17 protein-coding genes are annotated in these 17,341 nt (G+C 72.7%); 8 read left to right on the top strand and 9 right to left on the bottom strand.

Features of this window, described 5'->3' with window-relative positions:
• The first annotated feature begins 646 nt into the window (after window positions 1-646).
• Both AB0L00_RS11715 and AB0L00_RS11710 read left to right on the top strand, forming a co-directional pair.
• Entirely contained in the window at window positions 647-853 is a 207-nt protein-coding gene (locus AB0L00_RS11715; protein WP_364431832.1) for a hypothetical protein, read from the top strand.
• A gap of 277 nt (window positions 854-1,130) precedes the next feature.
• Window positions 1,131-1,655, top strand: a complete 525-nt coding sequence (locus AB0L00_RS11710; protein ID WP_364431829.1) for a hypothetical protein — start codon at window positions 1,131-1,133, stop codon at window positions 1,653-1,655.
• 59 nt (window positions 1,656-1,714) lie between these two features.
• Here AB0L00_RS11710 and AB0L00_RS11705 read toward each other — a convergent pair whose 3' ends face one another.
• The 6 genes from AB0L00_RS11705 to AB0L00_RS11680 all read right to left on the bottom strand — a co-directional run bounded on the left by AB0L00_RS11705 (window position 1,715) and on the right by AB0L00_RS11680 (window position 6,979).
• Window positions 1,715-3,580, bottom strand: coding sequence for a GAF domain-containing SpoIIE family protein phosphatase (locus tag AB0L00_RS11705; protein ID WP_364431826.1), 1,866 nt, complete (start codon window positions 3,578-3,580; stop codon window positions 1,715-1,717).
• Entirely contained in the window at window positions 3,577-4,605 is a 1,029-nt protein-coding gene (locus AB0L00_RS11700; protein WP_364431823.1) for an ATP-binding protein, read from the bottom strand. The genes AB0L00_RS11705 and AB0L00_RS11700 overlap by 4 nt, the downstream gene beginning before the upstream one ends.
• A 1-nt stretch (window position 4,606) precedes the next feature.
• On the bottom strand, window positions 4,607-5,029 hold the full coding sequence (locus AB0L00_RS11695; RefSeq protein ID WP_364431820.1) for an ATP-binding protein: 423 nt from the start codon (window positions 5,027-5,029) through the stop codon (window positions 4,607-4,609).
• Window positions 5,026-5,403 carry an STAS domain-containing protein gene (locus tag AB0L00_RS11690; RefSeq protein ID WP_364431817.1) on the bottom strand — a complete coding sequence of 126 codons (378 nt, stop codon included), beginning with the start codon at window positions 5,401-5,403 and terminating at the stop codon, window positions 5,026-5,028. Before AB0L00_RS11690 ends, AB0L00_RS11695 begins: the two co-directional genes overlap by 4 nt.
• Complete coding sequence (locus AB0L00_RS11685; RefSeq protein ID WP_364431814.1) at window positions 5,400-6,248, bottom strand: STAS domain-containing protein; 849 nt, start codon at window positions 6,246-6,248, stop codon at window positions 5,400-5,402. The genes AB0L00_RS11690 and AB0L00_RS11685 overlap by 4 nt, the downstream gene beginning before the upstream one ends.
• Window positions 6,249-6,487: 239 nt before the next feature.
• The gene (locus AB0L00_RS11680) at window positions 6,488-6,979 is read right to left on the bottom strand and encodes a VanZ family protein (protein ID WP_364431811.1); all 492 of its coding nucleotides are present in this window, start codon (window positions 6,977-6,979) and stop codon (window positions 6,488-6,490) included.
• A 163-nt stretch (window positions 6,980-7,142) separates the two neighbouring features.
• On the opposite strand from AB0L00_RS11680, the gene AB0L00_RS11675 reads away from it, so the two are divergent.
• A complete protein-coding gene (locus tag AB0L00_RS11675; RefSeq protein WP_364431808.1) occupies window positions 7,143-8,195 on the top strand; it encodes a nitronate monooxygenase in 1,053 nt (350 codons plus the stop codon).
• Between the two features lie 119 nt (window positions 8,196-8,314).
• Window positions 8,315-10,156 carry a DNA helicase RecQ gene (gene recQ / locus AB0L00_RS11670; protein ID WP_364431805.1) on the top strand — a complete coding sequence of 614 codons (1,842 nt, stop codon included), beginning with the start codon at window positions 8,315-8,317 and terminating at the stop codon, window positions 10,154-10,156.
• A gap of 110 nt (window positions 10,157-10,266) precedes the next feature.
• Here recQ and AB0L00_RS11665 read toward each other — a convergent pair whose 3' ends face one another.
• Window positions 10,267-11,466 carry an MFS transporter gene (locus AB0L00_RS11665; RefSeq protein ID WP_364431802.1) on the bottom strand — a complete coding sequence of 400 codons (1,200 nt, stop codon included), beginning with the start codon at window positions 11,464-11,466 and terminating at the stop codon, window positions 10,267-10,269.
• An 84-nt stretch (window positions 11,467-11,550) separates the two neighbouring features.
• Here AB0L00_RS11665 and AB0L00_RS11660 point away from each other — a divergent pair, with 84 nt between their 5' ends.
• The 4 genes from AB0L00_RS11660 (at window position 11,551) to AB0L00_RS11645 (ending at window position 15,753) form a co-directional block, all read left to right on the top strand.
• Window positions 11,551-12,009, top strand: coding sequence for a helix-turn-helix domain-containing protein (locus AB0L00_RS11660; protein WP_364431799.1), 459 nt, complete (start codon window positions 11,551-11,553; stop codon window positions 12,007-12,009).
• A gap of 150 nt (window positions 12,010-12,159) precedes the next feature.
• Complete coding sequence (locus AB0L00_RS11655; RefSeq protein ID WP_364431797.1) at window positions 12,160-13,011, top strand: ATP-binding cassette domain-containing protein; 852 nt, start codon at window positions 12,160-12,162, stop codon at window positions 13,009-13,011.
• On the top strand, window positions 13,008-15,155 hold the full coding sequence (locus AB0L00_RS11650; protein ID WP_364431795.1) for a YhgE/Pip domain-containing protein: 2,148 nt from the start codon (window positions 13,008-13,010) through the stop codon (window positions 15,153-15,155). The genes AB0L00_RS11655 and AB0L00_RS11650 overlap by 4 nt, the downstream gene beginning before the upstream one ends.
• Window positions 15,156-15,162: 7 nt before the next feature.
• The gene (locus AB0L00_RS11645; protein WP_364431793.1) at window positions 15,163-15,753 is read left to right on the top strand and encodes a helix-turn-helix domain-containing protein; all 591 of its coding nucleotides are present in this window, start codon (window positions 15,163-15,165) and stop codon (window positions 15,751-15,753) included.
• A 193-nt stretch (window positions 15,754-15,946) separates the two neighbouring features.
• Here AB0L00_RS11645 and AB0L00_RS11640 read toward each other — a convergent pair whose 3' ends face one another.
• A complete protein-coding gene (locus tag AB0L00_RS11640; RefSeq protein WP_364431791.1) occupies window positions 15,947-16,219 on the bottom strand; it encodes a GlsB/YeaQ/YmgE family stress response membrane protein in 273 nt (90 codons plus the stop codon).
• A 164-nt stretch (window positions 16,220-16,383) separates the two neighbouring features.
• Entirely contained in the window at window positions 16,384-17,283 is a 900-nt protein-coding gene (locus AB0L00_RS11635; protein ID WP_364431789.1) for a PAC2 family protein, read from the bottom strand.
• Between the last annotated feature and the right edge of the window lie 58 nt (window positions 17,284-17,341).

Genomic DNA, 17,341 nt, shown 5'->3' with positions numbered 1-17,341 from the left:
CAGGCTCCCGTTGGTCCCGTGGTCCCGTCGAACGGCGGACGGATCCCGTCCGCCCGGCGGTGGGCAGGCCGCGCGCCGGCGCCTCGCTCGGTCCGGCCGGCCGGCCCACGGTCCCGCGACGCGGCGGAATCCCCGTTTGCCGTCCATTGCGGACCAGAGGCCCGCGCATAAGGATTCCATTGCACCGACTTCCCTTGGCGATTCCTTAGGCTGTGTCCTGATTGATAAGGATGACGCCGGAGTATGCGGCCAACGAAGGCGAAGAAAAGCACCATTCGCGGCGCCCGGTCGGGCACCATCGGCGCGGCCGGATCTCGCCGGCGAGCCGGTGCGCTCATCGCCTCGGAGCCGGGCGGCTCCTCGCTCACCCTCGACCGGCGGCCCGCTCCGGACGTACGGCATGGCCTGCGGATCCGTCTCACACGACCACCCGCCACCCCGGACCCAAAGTAGCTACATTTGCCGCCTAAAGCGCAGATATGTTGCATGGAGGACGAGAGTCAATTATCGCCATATATGGACTTTTGCGGTTGATTCCGACCAGGCGGGGATATGGTGTTGTTTGTGGCGAACGGGCCGAAATGGCCCAATTGCCGGGCGTGATCAACACGACACGCCAACGCGCCGACCCAAGGAGGTTCTTCACATGAGGATTCCGAAGCGGATGGCACTCGGCATCTCCGGCCTGGCCTTTGCGGGAGCGACCGCCCTCACGCTGGGCGCCGCCGCGCCGGCCGGCGCCCAGACGGTGAGCGGCGCCCCTCAGAGCCTCGTGACCTGCGGTGGCGGCTGGGGTGGCTGCTGGAGCGGATGGGACTGCTGGGACGACTGCTGGGACGACTGCTGGTGCTGATCGCGGGCAGCCGTTAGCAGGCCGGCGTCCGGCTAGGGCGCGTCCGGGCGCCGCACAGCGGATTCGTCGGGCGCACCCCGGGACGCGTACGCGACCGGGCGCCACCGGCAAGGGGTCTCGCACCTTTCGGGTGCGGGACCCCTTCACGCGCGCACGGACTCCTAAAACATGAAGCTTACTCACTAGTAAGTTGACGGGCATTACCGGCTTGTTACAGATAAGTAAGAGGCCCGGGTCAACATCCCCCGCTCGGTCCCGGGCCGGAAGGAGCCCCGCCATGAACACCTCCCTGGGCCGGCGCGCGGCCACCGCCGCCACGGTCATCGCCCTCGGCGGCCTCGGCGTCGTCGCGGCACAGGCACCGGCCGGCGCGTCGACCTTCTCGACCTCCTACACCTGCAACTCGATCCTCGGCACCCAGAGCATCAGCGTGAACGGAACCGCCACGGCGTCGCCGAACCCGGCCAAGGTCAACACCTCGGTCCACGCGACGGTGCACGTGGTGACCACCCTGTCCTCCCCCCTGGCGATCAACTCCTGGAGCGCCACCCTGACCGCCGACGTCAGCGGCGCGCAGACCGCGTCCTTCCCGCTCACCGGCTCCGGTGGCGCGCTCCCCGCCAACCAGCCCATCACCGCCGACGTCGCCGGCAACTGGACGCCGACCGCGGTCGGCACCGATCAGTTCCAGGGCGGCAACCTCAGCATCAAGGCGAACGTCGCGATCTTCGGGAACATCACGGCCACGTGCACCCCGAACAGCCCGCGCCCCGTCGCCGAGACGCTCACCGTCACCTCCTGACCCCGCCGTCCGGGTACGGCCTCGCACTCAGCGGTGCGGGGCCGTTCCCATGCCGTCCGTCAGGCGTCCGGCCCGCCCTCCCGGCACGACAGGAGCGGTTCCGTCCCGAGGTCCGGGCCGGCCACGGGATCAGGCATCGCACGGAAGATCAGCAGGCAGGTGTCGTCCTCCCGGACGCTGTCGCTCAGCATGGCCTCGAGCACGCTGTCGGCGACGTGGTCGAGCTCGCCCTCGGCCGACCGGAACGCGGCGGCGAGGCGCTCGATGCCGTGATCCAGGCTCGCGTCGCGGCGCTCGATCAGGCCGTCGGTGTAGAAGATCACGGCGCATCCGGGCGTCAGCCAGGTGCGGTGCTCCTTGATCGCGGCCTTCTCGAACGGCATACCGAGCAGGAAGTCATGGCCGTGCAGGACGGTGACCGAGCCGTCCGGCGCGCGCAGCAGCGGCGGCGGATGGCCGGCGTTCGACCAGCGCAACCGGCCGTCGGGCGACATCTGGGCGAGCACGGCGGTCGCCAGGTCCTCCGGCTGCAGGTGGGACAGCATCCGGTGCATGCAGGTGAGCACCTCGCCGGGGCCTTCGGCCTCCATCGCGTAGGCGCGCAGGGCGGTGCGGAGCTGCCCCATCAGCGCGGCCGCCTGCAGCCCGTGCCCGGTGACGTCGCCGACAGCGATGATCACGTCGCCGTCCGGGCGCTCGAACGCGTCGTACCAGTCGCCGCCGACGTTCAGTCCCGCCTCGGCCGGAAGATAGCGCGCGGTGAACTCCAGCCGCGCGGCCGGCGGCAGATCGGTGAGCATGGCGCGCTGCAGGCGTTCGGCGACGTCGCGCTCGTGCTCGTAGCGCAGCGCGTTGTCGATCGCCGCCGCGGTGAGCCGCGCCAGTTCCCGGAACATCGCGATGTCCTCGGTGCCGAACGACGCCGCCGCGGCCCTCGCTTCCAGGACGCCCAGGGTGACTCCGTGGGAGATCAGCGGGAGCGCCAGGAGCGGCTCCCGTCCCGGTCTGGTGTCGAGGTCCCTGGACGGGTGCGGGTCGTCACGGGCCACGGTGACCCGCTGCACGCGGCCGCTGACATAGGCCTTCTCCACGTACGGCGACGGCGCCGCGGCGGACGACGCGGCCGGGACCGGTTCCAACGGCCCGGACCCGCGCACCAGCCACACGGTCACCGCCGAGGCGTAACGGGGGACGACGAGGGAGTGCAGCCGGGCCAGGACCGTCTCGTGGTCCAGGGACTCCGACAGCGTCGACCCGGCGTGCGCCAGGAACGCCAGCCGGGACCGCGCCGCGTCGGCCGCCGCGCGGGCCGTGCGCTCGGCGCGGAGGGAACGCTGCTGCAGTTCGCTCGCCTTGCGCAGCCGCTCGGCGTTCTCGGCGAGCTCCGCGTGCAGCGCGACGACGCCCTTGTTGGTCTGCTCCAGCTCTTCCTGGGACCACTCGACCATGGTCTGCAGCTCGATGAGGTGATCGAGCAACGCGGTCCCGCCGAGCAACGCGGTCCCGCCGAGCGACCCGGCCCCATCGGGCGACCCGGCCCCATCGGGCGGCGCGGCCCCATCGGGCGGCGCGGTCCCATCAGGCGACCCAGCCCCGTCGAGCGACGCGGCCCCGTCGAGCGAGCCGGCCCCGTCGCGTGCGGCGGGCGTGCCGTCGATCGGCCGCGGAGCCGTCCCGACGGTCGTGGCCAGGGTGACCGTACCCTCCGGCGGCGTCCCGACCTTGATCACGGCCGTCAGCCGGTGGTCCTCGGCGCTCAGCTCGACGGTGCCCTCGGGGTGGTGGTCGCGCAGCGCCCGTGCGACGGCCGTGAGGAAGCGCGCGCGTTCGCCGGCCGCCACCCCGAGCCGGACCGCGGCGGCCGCGGCGGAGGCCAGCGCCGGGCCGGCGTCCGTGACGGGTCCGTCGTAGATCCGCTGCCTCATCGGACGTCCTTGTTCGTCGGGGTCCTGATCACCACCACGGTGGCGTCGTCATTGCCGCGGTGCGCGTCCCGCCAGATCAGCGCGGCGAGGATGGCGGGGTGGTGACGGTCGACCTCCGGGTAGTCCTCCAGCCGCCAGCGGCCGTTGATCCCGTCGGTGTGCATGACGAGCATCGCGGGATCCGTCCAGTCGGCCGTGTCGAGCCGATGGGAGCGGGTGGGGACTCCGGCGCCGAGAATGCCGGGCATGCACAGGAGCGTACGCCCCTCGCGCGGCGGGTAGAGCCGGCCGGTGACGTTTCCCACACACCCATAGGTCAGCCTGCGCCCCCAGCCGTCGACCTGGGCCACCCCGGCCGCCGCTCCCCTGGTGGTCCGCAGGCCGGCGTCGAACTCGCGCAGCAGCCGGGAGACGTCGGTGACGGTGTGCCGCCCGGCGAGGTCGAGGGTCGCCTGCCGGGCCTCGGCCGCGCGGGGGCCGTGCCCCAGGCCGTCGACGACCGCGACGGTCAGCCGGTCGCCCTCCCAGGCGACGCCGTACCCGTCTCCCACCACCGACTCCGCGGGGTGCGGGGTGAGCACGCCGCCGACCTCGATCCCGTCCGCGCTCTCCTCCGCGGCGGCGCCGACGCGGGCCAGCACCACGGTGCCCTGACCGGGCCGGCTGTACAGGTCGAAGCGGGTGGCCACGCGGCGGCAGATCCCCAGTCCGCCGCCGAGGGACGACGTCGTCGTGTAGCCGTCCGCCATCGACGCGGGAACGTCGGCGATGCCCGGTCCGCGATCGACGGCGGCCAACTGGACGACGCCCTGTCCCGACGCGGTCACCAGCAACCGGCCGCCGTACGCGTGTTTGACCAGGTTGGTGGCCAGCTCCGTCGCGAGCAGTTCGCAGCGTGCGGTCGACCGCGCGTCGAGCCCCGCCGTCCGGGCCGCGGCCGTGGTCGCGGCGACCACGCCGTGGACCTGGCTCTCGTCGGACACGGGTAGGTTCCAGCCCGCGCCCACCTGCACGCGGAGGCTCACCTCAGGCTCCCCGGACTCCGCGCGGCCACGCCGTGACCGTCACGGTCGTTCCGCGGCCGGCACCGGTCTCGATCGCGAACTCCTGTACGAGCCGGCGCGCGCCGCCGAGCCCCAGGCCGAGCCCGTGTCCCGTCGTGTACCCGTCGGACAGCGCCGTCTCCACGTCGGCGATGCCCGGCCCCTGGTCGCTGAACCGCAGCCGGACGCCCCGGCCCCCGGGCGCCTCCGGCATCGCGATCTCCATCCGGCCGCCTCCACCGTGCACCAGGGTGTTCCGGGCGAGCTCGCTGGCGGCGGTGACGAGCTTGGTCTGCTCGACCAGGCTGAAACCGGCCGCCACGGCGGCCTCACGGACCGCCTGGCGGACACCGGCGATCTCCATGTCGCTGGTGATGGGCAGGGTCGTCACGGCCACTGTGGTCACGGGCCCACCCCGTCCACCTCCAGGAGGGCGAGGGCGTCCTCCAACGACCTCGCCGTCTGCAGTCCCGGCAGGCCGAGACCCATCTCCACCATGGTGATCGCCACGGACGGCCGCATACCGCACACGACCGTCCGGCCCGCCAGGACGCGTGTCGCCGCGGCGATCTCCGCCAGGACGCGGGCGAGGAACGAATCGATCATGTCCACCTGGGAGATGTCGATGATCACACCGTCGGTGCCCGCCGCGGCCATCTCCGCCAGATCCTGCTGCAACGCGACCGCGAGGGAGTCGGTGAGATCCTGCTGGATGCTCGCCAGCAGGATCTCACCGATCCGGTGCACGGACACGCGCTGCATGCCGGTCGCCGCGTTCACGCCCGGCCGACGCTGGTGCCGACCTGGCCGAGCGACCATTCGAGCGCGTCGGCCAGAGTGGCTCGGGTGGTGATGTCGCCCAGGTCGATGCCGAGCTGGACGATCGTCTGGGCGATCTGGGGCCGGATCCCGCTGATCACGCACCGGGCGCCCATGAGGCGCACGGCGAGCGCGGTCTTCATCAGATGCTGGGCGACCACCGTGTCGACGAGCGGAACCCCCGTGATGTCGAGGATCGCCACGGTGGCGTGCTGGTCGACGATCGCCTCCAGCAGCGTCTCCATGACCACCTGGGTGCGGGCGCTGTCGAGGGTCCCGATCAGCGGGACCGCCACCACCCTGTCCCAGAGCTTCAGGACCGGCGTGGCGACCTCGGACAGCTGCTGGCGCTGCCGGGCCACGATGTCGCCCTCGTCGCTGAGGGAGATCTCCATGCCGACGAGGCGGAGCGTGCCCATCAGGTCGGTGGCGGCGATCAGCGCAGCGCCTTGGTCGGCGTCCGCGAACTCGCGGTCGACCATGGCGATCACCGGCCGCTTGAGCTCGGCGACCTCCGCCGCCACCCGCAGCGGCGACCCCGACCTGGACCGTGCGGCGATCATCTGGGCCAGAACGGTCCGCACCTGGTCGAGCGCCGGCACGGTGACGTCGTCGACCCGTCCATCCCGGGCGACCTCGGTGAGGGCGTCCACGAGGCGGCGGGCGGCGTTAACGGCGGCGTCGCGGCCGGAGACGTACACGGCGCGGAAGAGCGTGAGGTCCGCCCACTGTTGCGCCACCTGCTCTCTCCGCGTCCGCAGGAACTCCGCCACCGCGGCGGCGCCGCGGTCCTCCGCTACCGTCACTTGATCATCTCCTCCGGTTCATCGGTGGTCTTGGATCGGCTACCCGCCGTTCCAGGGGACGCGGACCCTGCCGGGCACCGCGTTGGAAGAAGTCACGGGAGCGGGCCCGAAAGCCTCCGGAAGAGCCGGGACGGATCGGCCGCCCCGGGGGACGAGTCCTTGGTGGCGACCATCGTTGTCATCCGACAATCTTAGGAGACGTCACGGGCGGGTAACGAAACCGCATCCCGCCTGCCAGGTCAACCCGGGTGCGCCCAACGGCCGAACCTGCGCCCCACCACGAGATAGGCGATCATCGCGCCCGCCGTGTTGAGGATGACGTCGTCCACGTCGAAGCTGCGCCCCGTGATCAACAGGCCCTGGACCGCCTCGATCGCCAGCGAGATCAGGGCCACCGTCAAGGTCAGCCGGATGACGCCGCGGAAGCGGTCGAACAGAACGGGCAGCAGGACGCCCAGGGGCATCAGGAGCGCCAGGTTGCCGCCGATCTCGAGGACGGCCTCCTTGATGCTCGGGCGGTCGAGGTAGAACCGCAGGGTGGCCCCCGGGTGCGGGTTGTCGTGCACCTGACCGCTGGCTCCGGGCATCGGGCGCAGCGTCAGCCGGGCGAGCGCGACGGCGAAGACCACCGCCACCGCCAGCGCGAGAAGGATCCACAGCCACCGTATGACTCGCGTGATGAAAGGCCGGGAGACCTGCTCCGTACCGTGCCGCTTCGCGACCGACTGCATTTGCGCCTTCCCTGACTCGGGGCCACTGATGGGGACTGCGCACCGATACCCGCCAGTTCCCCGGATATGCGCCCGACCGGGCACGCGGATGCCACGCGCCGTACGATGGTTCGTTCACCGAACTCGTGGTCGGTCGTCCGGCCCACGGCGAACGGAGGACGGGATGATCCTCGACGAACTGCCCGTGCCGATCGTGCTGGCCCCGCTGGCCGGAGGCCCGTCCACCCCGCGCCTCACCGCGGCGGTCAGCGAGGCCGGCGGGCTGGGATTCCTCGCCGCGGGTTATCTCACGACCGAGGCCCTGCGCACCCGGCTCGACGAGACGCGAACCCGCACCCGGCGGCCCATCGGGGTGAACCTCTTCGTCCCCGGCCGCCCGGCGGCCCCCGAGACCGTCGCGCGGTACGCCGCCGGCCTCGCCGAGGAGGCGGCGCGCGCGGGCGCCGGTCTCGGCGAGCCCAGGTTCGAGGACGACGAGTGGGCGGCCAAGCTCGACCTGCTCGCCGCCGCGCCCGTCCCGGTCGTGTCGTTCACCTTCGGTCGCCCGCCCGCCGGCGTCGTCGAGCGGCTGCGCCGCGCGGGCAGCGAGGTCTGGGTGACCGTGACCCGGGAGGAGGAGGCCGTCCAGGCGGTGGACGCGGGCGCCGACGCACTCGTCGTCCAGGGCGCGGAGGCGGGCGGGCACCGGGCCTCCTTCGTCGACGACCCCGCCGACCGCGGCGAGGGCATCGGGCTGCTGTCCCTGCTGCAGCTCCTGCGGCACGCCGTCGACGTGCCGCTGGTGGCGAGTGGCGGCATCGCCACCGGCGCCGGGATCGCGGCCGCGCTGGCCGCCGGGGCCTCGGCCGCCCAGCTCGGCACCGCGTTCCTGCGCTGCCCGGAGGCGGGCACTACCCCGGTGCACCGGCAGGCCCTGGCCTCGCCGACCCCGACCGCGATGACGCGGGCGTTCACCGGGCGCCTCGCGCGCGGCATCCGCAACGGGTTCCTTGAGCGGCACAGCGACGACGCGCCGGTCGCCTACCCCGAGATCCACCACGTCACCGCGCCGCTGCGGCAGGCCGCGCGCACCGCCGGCGACCCGGACCGGGTGAACCTGTGGGCCGGCCAGGCGCACGCCCTCGCCCGGGAGGTGCCCGCGGGCGAGCTCGTCGGCCTGCTCGCCGCGGAGACCGACGCGGCGCTGCGGGCCGCCGCCCGCCTGCGGCGGCCGTAGCGCGGCTGTGTGCGGGCCCCGGCCCTGCGGGACCGGCCGCCTGGCGGCTCTCACCTCGGTCGTCCACAGGCGGGGGATTCCGGGCGCGGGGAGGGAACGCTTCGCCGTAGGGTTGCGGAATGGCCTTTTCCGAACCGATGAGCGAGGCGTCCGAGGTCCTGCGACGGGTCTTCGGCTACGAGGAGTTCCGGGAGGGCCAGCAGGAGATCATCGAGCACGTCGTCGCCGGCGGGGACGCGCTGGTGCTCATGCCGACCGGCGGCGGCAAGTCGCTGTGCTACCAGATCCCCGCGCTCGTACGGAAGGGCGTCGGCGTCGTCGTCTCGCCGCTCATCGCCCTGATGCAGGACCAGGTCGACGCGCTGCGCGCCCTCGGTGTGCGCGCGTGGTTCCTCAACTCGACCCAGGACCCGGACGAGCGGCGCACGGTCGAGGCGGCGTTCGCGGCGGGCGAGCTGGACCTGCTCTACCTGGCGCCGGAGCGCCTGCGCCTGGAGTCGACGCTGCGGCTGTTCGACCGGGCCGACATCTCGCTGTTCGCGATCGACGAGGCGCACTGCGTCGCGCAGTGGGGGCACGACTTCCGGCCGGACTACCTGGCGCTGTCGGTGCTGCACGAGCGCCGGCCCGACGTGCCCAGGATCGCGCTGACCGCCACCGCCACTCCGGCCACGCACCAGGAGATCACGGCGCGGCTGAGCCTGGCGGACGCCCGCCACTTCGTGGCCAGCTTCGACCGGCCGAACATCCAGTACCGCATCGTGCCGAAGCGGGAGCCGAAGCGGCAGGTGCTGGAGTTCCTGCGCACCGAGCATCCGGGCGACGCCGGCATCGTCTACTGCCTCTCCCGCGCGTCGGTGGAGAAGATCGCCGCCTTCCTCGTGGAGAACGGCGTGACCGCGCTGCCGTACCACGCGGGCCTCGACCCGGCCACCCGCGCGGCGAACCAGGCGCGCTTCCTGCGCGAGGACGGCGTCGTCATGGTCGCCACGATCGCGTTCGGCATGGGCATCGACAAGCCCGACGTGCGCTTCGTCGCCCACCTCGACCTGCCCAAGTCCGTCGAGGGCTACTACCAGGAGACCGGCCGCGCCGGGCGCGACGGCCTGCCGTCCACGGCCTGGATGGCGTACGGCCTGCAGGACGTGGTCCAGCAGCGCAAGCTCATCGACTCCTCAGAGGGGGACGCCGCGCATCGGCGCCGGCTCGCCGCCCACCTCGACGCGATGCTCGCCCTGTGCGAGACCGTGGAGTGCCGCCGCGTCCAACTGCTCGCCTACTTCGGGCAGGAGGGCGGCACCGCGTGCGGCAACTGTGACGCCTGCCTGTCGCCGCCGGAGTCGTGGGACGGCACGGTCGCCGCGCAGAAGGTCCTGTCGACCGTCGTCCGGCTGCTCCGCGAGCGGCGCCAGAAGTTCGGCGCGGGGCACATCGTCGACATCCTGCTCGGCAAGAAGACACCGAAGATCATCCAGAACGACCACGACACCCTGACGGTGTTCGGCGTCGGCACGGACCTGAGCGACGCCGAGTGGCGCGGGGTCGTCCGGCAGCTCCTGGCCCAGGGGCTGCTGGCCGTGGAGGGTGACTACGGCACGCTCGTGCTCACCGACGCCAGCGCGACCGTGCTGCGCGGGGAGCGACAGGTCCCCATGCGCCGCGACCCGGCGCGTACCGCGCCCAAGGCGGCGAAGGCCGCCAAGGCCGGTCGCGCGGCGGCCGCCGAGCTGCCCGAGGAGGCCCTCCCGGTCTTCGAGCGGCTGCGCGCCTGGCGCGGGGCCACCGCCAAGGAGCAGGGGGTGCCCGCGTACGTCATCTTCCACGACGCGACGCTGCGCGAGATCGCCACCCGCGTTCCGGGCTCCCTCGCCGAGCTGTCCTCCGTCAACGGGGTCGGCGAGAGCAAGCTGGCCAAGTACGGCCAGCAGATCCTCGACGCCCTCGCCGCGGCCCAGGACTGAGCGGAGGCGGCCGGCCCCGCCGGCCGCCCACGCGGGGTGCCGCACGGCGGTTCTGGCCGCGCCGCCGCCGAAGCCGAGTCGGCCCACGATGGCGGCACGGAGCCGCGGGATCAATCGAATGCCTCTTCCGCCTGGCCGAGCGGGGGACGACGGGCGGCGCGAGTCGCCGTACGGGCGCTGAACGCCCAGGTGGCGAGCGCGCACAACGCGAGCGCCAGGCCGAGGACGGTGGGGCCGATCCAGCCGGCGGCGTCGAACAGGGCCGTGGTCGCGGCCGCTCCCAGGGCGGAGCCGAGGGAGTAGAAGACCATGTAGGCGCCGATGGTGGTGCTCGTGCGGTCGGGGTAGGCGGCGGTGAGCGTGTGCTGGTTGCTCACGTGCACGGCTTGAACGGCGAAGTCGAGCAGGATCACGCCGAGGATCAGCAGCGGCAGCGACCACGGGAGCTGCCCGATCGCGGCCCAGGAGGCGACCAGGAGTGCGAGCGCGATGCCGGTGACCCGGCGCGCGTGCCCGGCATCGCCCCAGCGTCCGGACCGGGCGGCGCCGAGGGCTCCGGCAAGCCCGGCGACGCCGAAGAGCCCGATCTGCGCTTCGCTGAGGTGCCACGGCGCACCGGCCAGCGGCAGGGCCATGCCGCTCCACAGCGTGCCGAACGAGGCGAACAGGAAGAACGCGATCAGCCCGCGGCTGAGGAACACCGGCTGGGCGAACAGCCCGCCGAAGGACCGGAGGACCTGCCCGTACCGTGCCGTGCCCGGACGGACGTCCGCGGGCAGCAGGGCGAGGGTGAGCAGCGCGAGGACGGCGGCGAGGATCGCCAGGGCCAGGTAGATGCTCCGCCATCCCCACAGGTCGGCGAGGACTCCCGCGATGACGCGCGCGCCGAGGATGCCGATCACCACGCCCGAGGTCACGATGCCGAGGTTGCGCCCGCGCTCGGCGGACGGGGAGATCGATGCCGTGTACGCGACGGTGGTCTGCACCACCACCGCGAACACGCCCGCCGTCGCCAGTCCGGAGAATGCCGCCCAGGCGACCGGCGCTGCCGCGGTGATCGCCGTTCCCGCGGCCACCAGGGCGAGGTGCGCGGCGATCAGGCGCCTGCGGTCGAGCATGTCGCCCAACGGCACCAGCAGCACCAGTCCCGTCAGATAGCCGAGCTGGCCGATGGCCACGAACCAGCCGAGCGAGTCGACCGGAACGCCCAGGTCACGCCCCATCGGGCCCAGCACCGGCTGCCCGGCGTAGACGCTCGCCACCGCGACACCGCACACCACCGCCAGCAGCAGCCTCGTCCTCCCGTTCACGGGCACACCTCCGATTGGTTTCAAATTGCAACTGATCGGAGAGTAGGCGAGAATGGTTTCATTACGCAACTCATTGGAGGGGTGATGGCACGCGACGACACCGACGGACAGAGCCCCGCGTGGACGGACCCGAACTGCCCGGTCGCCCGCACGGTCGATCTGGTCGGCGACCGATGGAGCCTGCTCATCATCCGCGACGCGATGGACGGCGCCCGCTCGTTCACCGACTTCCAGCAGCGCACCGGCATCGCCCGCAACATCCTCACCGACCGGCTCCGCAAGCTCACCGCCCACGGACTGCTCGCCCAGGTCGACGCCCCTTCGGGCAGACGCAGGCTGTACGCGCTCACCGAGGCGGGCAAAGACCTCTTCCCCGTGATCGTCACGCTGCGGCAGTGGGGCGAACGCCACGCCTTCGAGGCGGGCGAGACGCACTCGGTCCTGGTCGACGGCGACGGCGCCCGCGTACCCGACCTCCGGCCCGCGGCAGCGAACGGATCGCCGCTGACGAGCGACACGACCTCGGTGCGACGGAACCCCTGACCCCCGCGCCGGTTTGTGGTGTCCGCGATCGGGCAGGTCAGCGGCACGAATGCCCCAGGTGAGTCATGTCACCACGGATCACGGTCAATGGTTCACCTCATCACGATACTTTTGAACTGACCAGTCAGTTCAAAAGCAGGCGAGACGACCGTGACAGCGAACCCTCAACCCGAAGGCACCGCGACGCCGCAGCCGGTGGACGACCCGCACGGCCTGACCGGGCCGCCGGCGTCAGAGCCCTCCGACGTATCGACGCCGAGGGCAGAGCCGTCCGACGTGCCCGGACCGCCGCCCGGTGAACCCGCGCCGCCCGGTGAACCCGCAGCGCCCGGCGAACCCACGGCGCCCGACGGACGCCGGTCGCCCGCTCCCCTCGTCGCGGCCCGTGGGCTGGCGCTGCGCGGCGCCCGCGGCTGGGCGTACCGCGACGTCGACCTCACACTGCCCGAGCGCGGCCTGGCCGTGGTGTCCGGAGAGGCCGGGAGCGGGCGGACGTCACTGCTGCTCACGCTGGCCGGCCGGATGCGGCCGACGTCCGGAGAGGTGACGGTCGCCGGGCGGTCGGGCCCGGCGGCGATCCAACGCGTGGCCGCGATCGGGGAGACGGAAGGCGTCAACGAGCTCGACGACGCGCTGACCGTCGCGGAGCACGTCTTCGAGCGCCGGCACCTGCGCGCCGGGCTCCTCCCCCGCCGCCGGGCGAAGCGGTCCGACGAGGTCGCCGCCGCGCTCGCCCCGGTCGGCCTGGACGTGGATCCCGACACGCCGACCGGCGACCTCGGTCCCCGCGACCGGCACCTGCTCGGCGCCGCCCTCGCCCTGCTGGACCGGCCCCGGCTCCTCGTCCTCGACGACGTCGACCATGGCATGCGCGGTGACCACCAGCGGGAGATGTGGGCCTGCCTGCGCGCCCTCACGCGGCAGGCCGAGGTGACGATCATCGCGAGCTGCGTCGACGGCGCGTCCGCGGCCGACCTCGCCGACGTGGAGGTCGCGCTGTGAGGCTCCCCGCTCTGTCACTGTCCGGGCTCGAGCTCCGCCGGTTCGCCCGGGCCCGGCTCACCCGCCTCGCGATCGTCGCGCTGGTGATGCTGCCCCTCTTGTACGCCGGGCTGTACCTGTGGTCGTTCTGGGATCCGTACGGCAAGATCTCCCGGCTGCCGGTGGCCCTCGTGGTCGACGACCGGCCGGCCACCGCCGGCGGTGGGACGGTGCACGCCGGGCAGGACCTGGCCGACGAGCTGAAGCGGCGCCAGGTCTTCGACTGGCATCAGGTCGACGACCGTACGGCCGCCGACGGCGTGGCGAACGGCCGGTACTACATGTCACTGACGATCCCCGCCGACTTCAGCGCGAGCCTCGCGTCGCCGCAGGACCAGGAGAACGCGCCGCGGCCGGGCGCCCTCCAGGTCCACCTGAACGACGCCAACAGCTACATCGCGAGCGTCATCGCCAACGCGGCGTTCAACGAGATCAAGACCGCCGCCGCGGCCGGTGCCGTACACGACTACTTCGACCAGATCTTCGTCTCGTTCGGGCAACTGCACGACAAGCTCCAGCAGGCCGCGGACGGCGCGGACAGGCTGGCCCGGGGCATCGACCAGGCCGAGAGCGGCGCCGCCCAGCTCAGGAAGGGCATCGGCACGGCGAAGAACGGCACCGGTGAACTCGTCAGTGGGCTCGCGACCGCCAAGCGCGGCGCCGACCGGCTGGTCGCCGGCCTGGCCGAGCTGAACGCCGGCGCCGCGAAACTGCAGTCGGGCAGCGCCCAGGTGGCCGCCGGAACCCAGCGGCTCACGACCATGTTCGACCAGGTCACGGACAAGCTCCTGCCCGTCCTGAACGGGCATCCCCAGGACATCGAGAACGCCGCCCTGCTCGTCGCCCGTGGCGCCGACGCCGCCGCGACCGCCCTCGACGCCCTCCCGAACCAGACCGCCCAGGCCGTGCGCCAGGCCGCGGCGGCCCGCAAGACGATCTGCGCGCTGGCCGCGACCCATCCGGAGGCGGCATCCGCCTGCTCGGCGGCCACGACGGTGCTGACCACCGCTCGGCAGGTCAACACCCAGGTACGGGCGCACACCGGCGAGCTGCGGCGGGTCGCCGCCCAGGCCCGGCGGCTCGCCGCCGACGCCCGGCGGCTCGCCGCGGACGCGCCGCACCTGGCCGGGAAGGTGCAGCAGGCCCGGCGCGACGTCCACCGTCTCAACAGCGGCGCCCACCAGGTCGCCGCCGGCCTGGTCACCCTGCACCGGGGCATCGGCACCGCCTACAGCGGCGAGGTCGAGCTGTCGCAGGGGCTCGCCCGGCTGCAGTCCGGCGCGGGCCGGCTCGACGCGGGGCTCGGCCGGCTCTACACGGGCGCCCGGCAACTGGAGTCCGGGCTGAGCCAGGCGTCCACGGGCGCGCACCGGCTCGCCAAGGGCCTGCATGAGGGCACCGGGCAGGTCCCCGACTACACCAAGGACCAGCGGAACCAGCGTTCCGGAGTGATGAGCGACCCCGTACGGCTGGCGACGGCCAAGTCGAACCCGGCCCCGGACTACGGCACCGGTTTCACCCCGTTCTTCGTCCCCCTCGCCCTGTGGGTCGGCGCGATGTTCGTCTACATGGTGCTGCGTCCCCTGAATCCCCGGGCGCTCGCGGCGGCCGCGCCCGCCCGGCGGGTGGCGTTCGCGGGGTGGTTGCCGGCGGTGCTGGTCGGCGTCCTGCAGGTCGCCGTCCTGCTGCTCGTGCTGAAGTTCGCCCTGGGGCTGACGGCCGCGCGGTGGGCGGGGTTGATCGCTCTCCTCGTGCTCACCGCCGCCTCGTTCATGGCCGTGGTACAGCTGATCTACGGCAAATTCGGGCCGGTCGGACGGGTGATCGCGCTGGTGCTCCTGATGCTGCAGCTGACCTCGTCGGCGGGGACGTACCCGATCCAGACCAGCCCGGCGTTCTTCCAGGTCCTGCACCCCATCCTGCCGATGGGCTGGGTGGTCACCGCGCTGCGGCATCTGATCAGTGGCGGGCCGCTCACCTCGGTATGGGAATGTTGTGCGGTGCTGCTGGCCTACCTGGCCGGCGGCCTGGCACTGACCATGCTCACCGTGCGACGCGAACGCGTGTGGACGCTGAAGCGCCTGCACCCGGTGCTCAAGCTGTAGGGAGACCATGCCCACCCGACGGGAACGCACGCGGCAACGCCTGTACGAGGCCGCCGTCGAGTTGATCGCGGAGCACGGCTACTCCGCGACGACCGTGGACCAGATCGCCGAACGCGCCGGGGTCGCCAAGGGCACCGTCTACTACAACTTCGCGAGCAAGGCGGCGCTGTTCGGCGAGCTGCTGGAGTACGGCGTGGAGCGGCTCGCGGCCGCGCTGCGCACCGCGGCCGAGGGACGCGTTCCGCTCGACGCGCTCGACGCCGTGGTCGGCGCGGAGCTCGCCTTCATCGGGCAGTACGAGGCGTTCGCCCGGCTCCTGCTGGCCGAGACCTGGCGGGCCGGCGGCGACTGGCAGAACGCCGCCCGGCTCATCCGCGAACGCGCCATCGGGGTGATCGCCGACGTGCTGCGCGCCGCCGTCGCGAACGGGGACCTCCGCGCGGACCTGGACGTCGGCATGGCGGCCTCGGCGGTGTTCGGGATGGTGCTGACCGTGGCCCTGGACTGGCGCACCCTGCAGCCGGCGCGTCCGCTCACCGACGTGCACGCGACACTGGTCGACCTGCTCCGCGGCCGCATCGCCGGCCCGGCGACCTGAGCCGGGCCTGGCCCGCGCCGGCCGACCTTGAGCCGGGCATGACGCGCGGGTGGCGGCCTGAGCCCGGGATGAAGCCCTGTGGCCCGGCCCGAGCCGGGATGGAAGCCTGCGGGCCCGCCGACCTGAGCCCGGCATGACGCAGGCGGGCCGGCCGACGTGACGTCGGCCGACCCGCGTTGCTTCAGATCCGCGGTCAGCGCACCCCTCGTCGGCCGTACATCCCGGCGGCCAGGGCCACGCCGACGGCCGCCAGACCAACCTGGATGACCAGTTCGATCCAGTCGACGCCCTTCGTGTCCGCGACGCCGATGCCGCCCGCGATCGCGGTGCCGATCAGCGCCGCCACGACGCCGATGACGATGGTGAGCCACATCGGGATGTGCTGGCGGCCTGGGACGACCAGGCGGCCGAGCGCACCGATGACCAGACCGATGATGATGGCGGTGATAATGCCGGTGACGTGCATATCCAGGGCTTCCTTTTACACTCGGGGCTCCGGGCGATCGGATGCTTCCCTGGATCCGGCGGGGTATGCACGCTCCCTCCGCGATTCGGCGTCTTCCCAGGTAGGAGCCCATTTCGGCCCCTCATCACCAGGTCGGACGGCCGCCGCGGAGCTCCCCACCGGGCCTACTGGTCGTTCTGTTCGGCGAGGAACCGCTCGAACTCCGCGGCGATCTCCTCGCCGTCCGGCATCCGGGCGGGCGAACCGGCCAGCGGCAGGCTGTTCCGGCCCGCCTCCAGCACCGCGTCGTACTGCGCCTCGAGGCCCCGCACCGCCTCCGCGACGTCCTCCGAGGCGGCGACCTCACTGTCGATCTGCTCGCGCGCCTCTGCCGCCGCCTCATCGAGGTCGGCGGTGGGGAACATCAGGCCGGTGGCGGACGAAACGCCGTTCAGGAGCGCGATCGCGGCCGTCGGGTACGCGGACTGGGCGAGATAGTGCGGCACGTGCGCGGCGAACCCGATGGCGTCGTGGCCCGCCTCCGCCATGCGGTACTCGATCAGCGCGGCGGCGCTCCCCGGGACCTCGGCGCGGTTGATCCACGCCGGGTGCTCCCCCAGCAGGTCGGCACGGTTGCCGTGCGGCGTCAGGCCGGTCTCCCGGGTGTGCGGCACCGCCATGGGGATGCCGTGCAGGCCGACCGCCAGCTGGACGTCGAGCCGCTCACTGAGCGAGATGAACGCGGCGGCGAACCGCTCCCACGCCCGGTCCGGCTCCGGCCCCGTCATCACCAGGAATGGCACCCCGACGGCGTCCTCACACGCGTACACGGCGAGTTCGGGGGCCTCGTAGTCGATCCAACGATCCGTGTCGAAGATCATCGGGGGCCGCCGTGAGCGGTAGTCGATCAGCGAGTCCACGTCGAACGTCGCGACGGGCCGGGCGTCCATCGTCCGCAGGTGCCGGGCGGCCAGCTGTCCGGCACGGCCGGCGTCCATGAAACCGTCAAGGTGGTACACCAGCACCGGCCGGCCCAACTCCGGAATGTCCTCGGCCAGCGTGTAAAGCTCACTCGGATCGGCCACAGAGCCCTCCTCAACGCGTCAATGTCCGTACGAACGTGTCAGACCGCGGGTGAATTCC

Source organism: Actinoallomurus sp. NPDC052308, from assembly GCF_040679195.1.
Taxonomy (GTDB): domain Bacteria; phylum Actinomycetota; class Actinomycetes; order Streptosporangiales; family Streptosporangiaceae; genus Actinoallomurus; species Actinoallomurus liliacearum.
The sequence above is the reverse complement of the archived record's forward strand: the minus strand, read 5'-3'. Positions and strand labels throughout refer to the sequence as shown.

What these genes read in the sequence shown, in the direction of transcription:
- AB0L00_RS11715 (WP_364431832.1), top strand. Translation starts at nt 647, where the DNA reads ATGAGGATTCCGAAGCGGATGGCACTCGGCATCTCCGGCCTGGCCTTT.
- AB0L00_RS11710 (WP_364431829.1), top strand. Translation starts at nt 1,131, where the DNA reads ATGAACACCTCCCTGGGCCGGCGCGCGGCCACCGCCGCCACGGTCATC.
- AB0L00_RS11705 (WP_364431826.1), bottom strand. Translation starts at nt 3,580, where the DNA reads ATGAGGCAGCGGATCTACGACGGACCCGTCACGGACGCCGGCCCGGCG.
- AB0L00_RS11680 (WP_364431811.1), bottom strand. Translation starts at nt 6,979, where the DNA reads ATGCAGTCGGTCGCGAAGCGGCACGGTACGGAGCAGGTCTCCCGGCCT.
- AB0L00_RS11675 (WP_364431808.1), top strand. Translation starts at nt 7,143, where the DNA reads ATGATCCTCGACGAACTGCCCGTGCCGATCGTGCTGGCCCCGCTGGCC.
- recQ (WP_364431805.1), top strand. Translation starts at nt 8,315, where the DNA reads ATGGCCTTTTCCGAACCGATGAGCGAGGCGTCCGAGGTCCTGCGACGG.
- AB0L00_RS11660 (WP_364431799.1), top strand. Translation starts at nt 11,551, where the DNA reads ATGGCACGCGACGACACCGACGGACAGAGCCCCGCGTGGACGGACCCG.
- AB0L00_RS11645 (WP_364431793.1), top strand. Translation starts at nt 15,163, where the DNA reads ATGCCCACCCGACGGGAACGCACGCGGCAACGCCTGTACGAGGCCGCC.
- AB0L00_RS11640 (WP_364431791.1), bottom strand. Translation starts at nt 16,219, where the DNA reads ATGCACGTCACCGGCATTATCACCGCCATCATCATCGGTCTGGTCATC.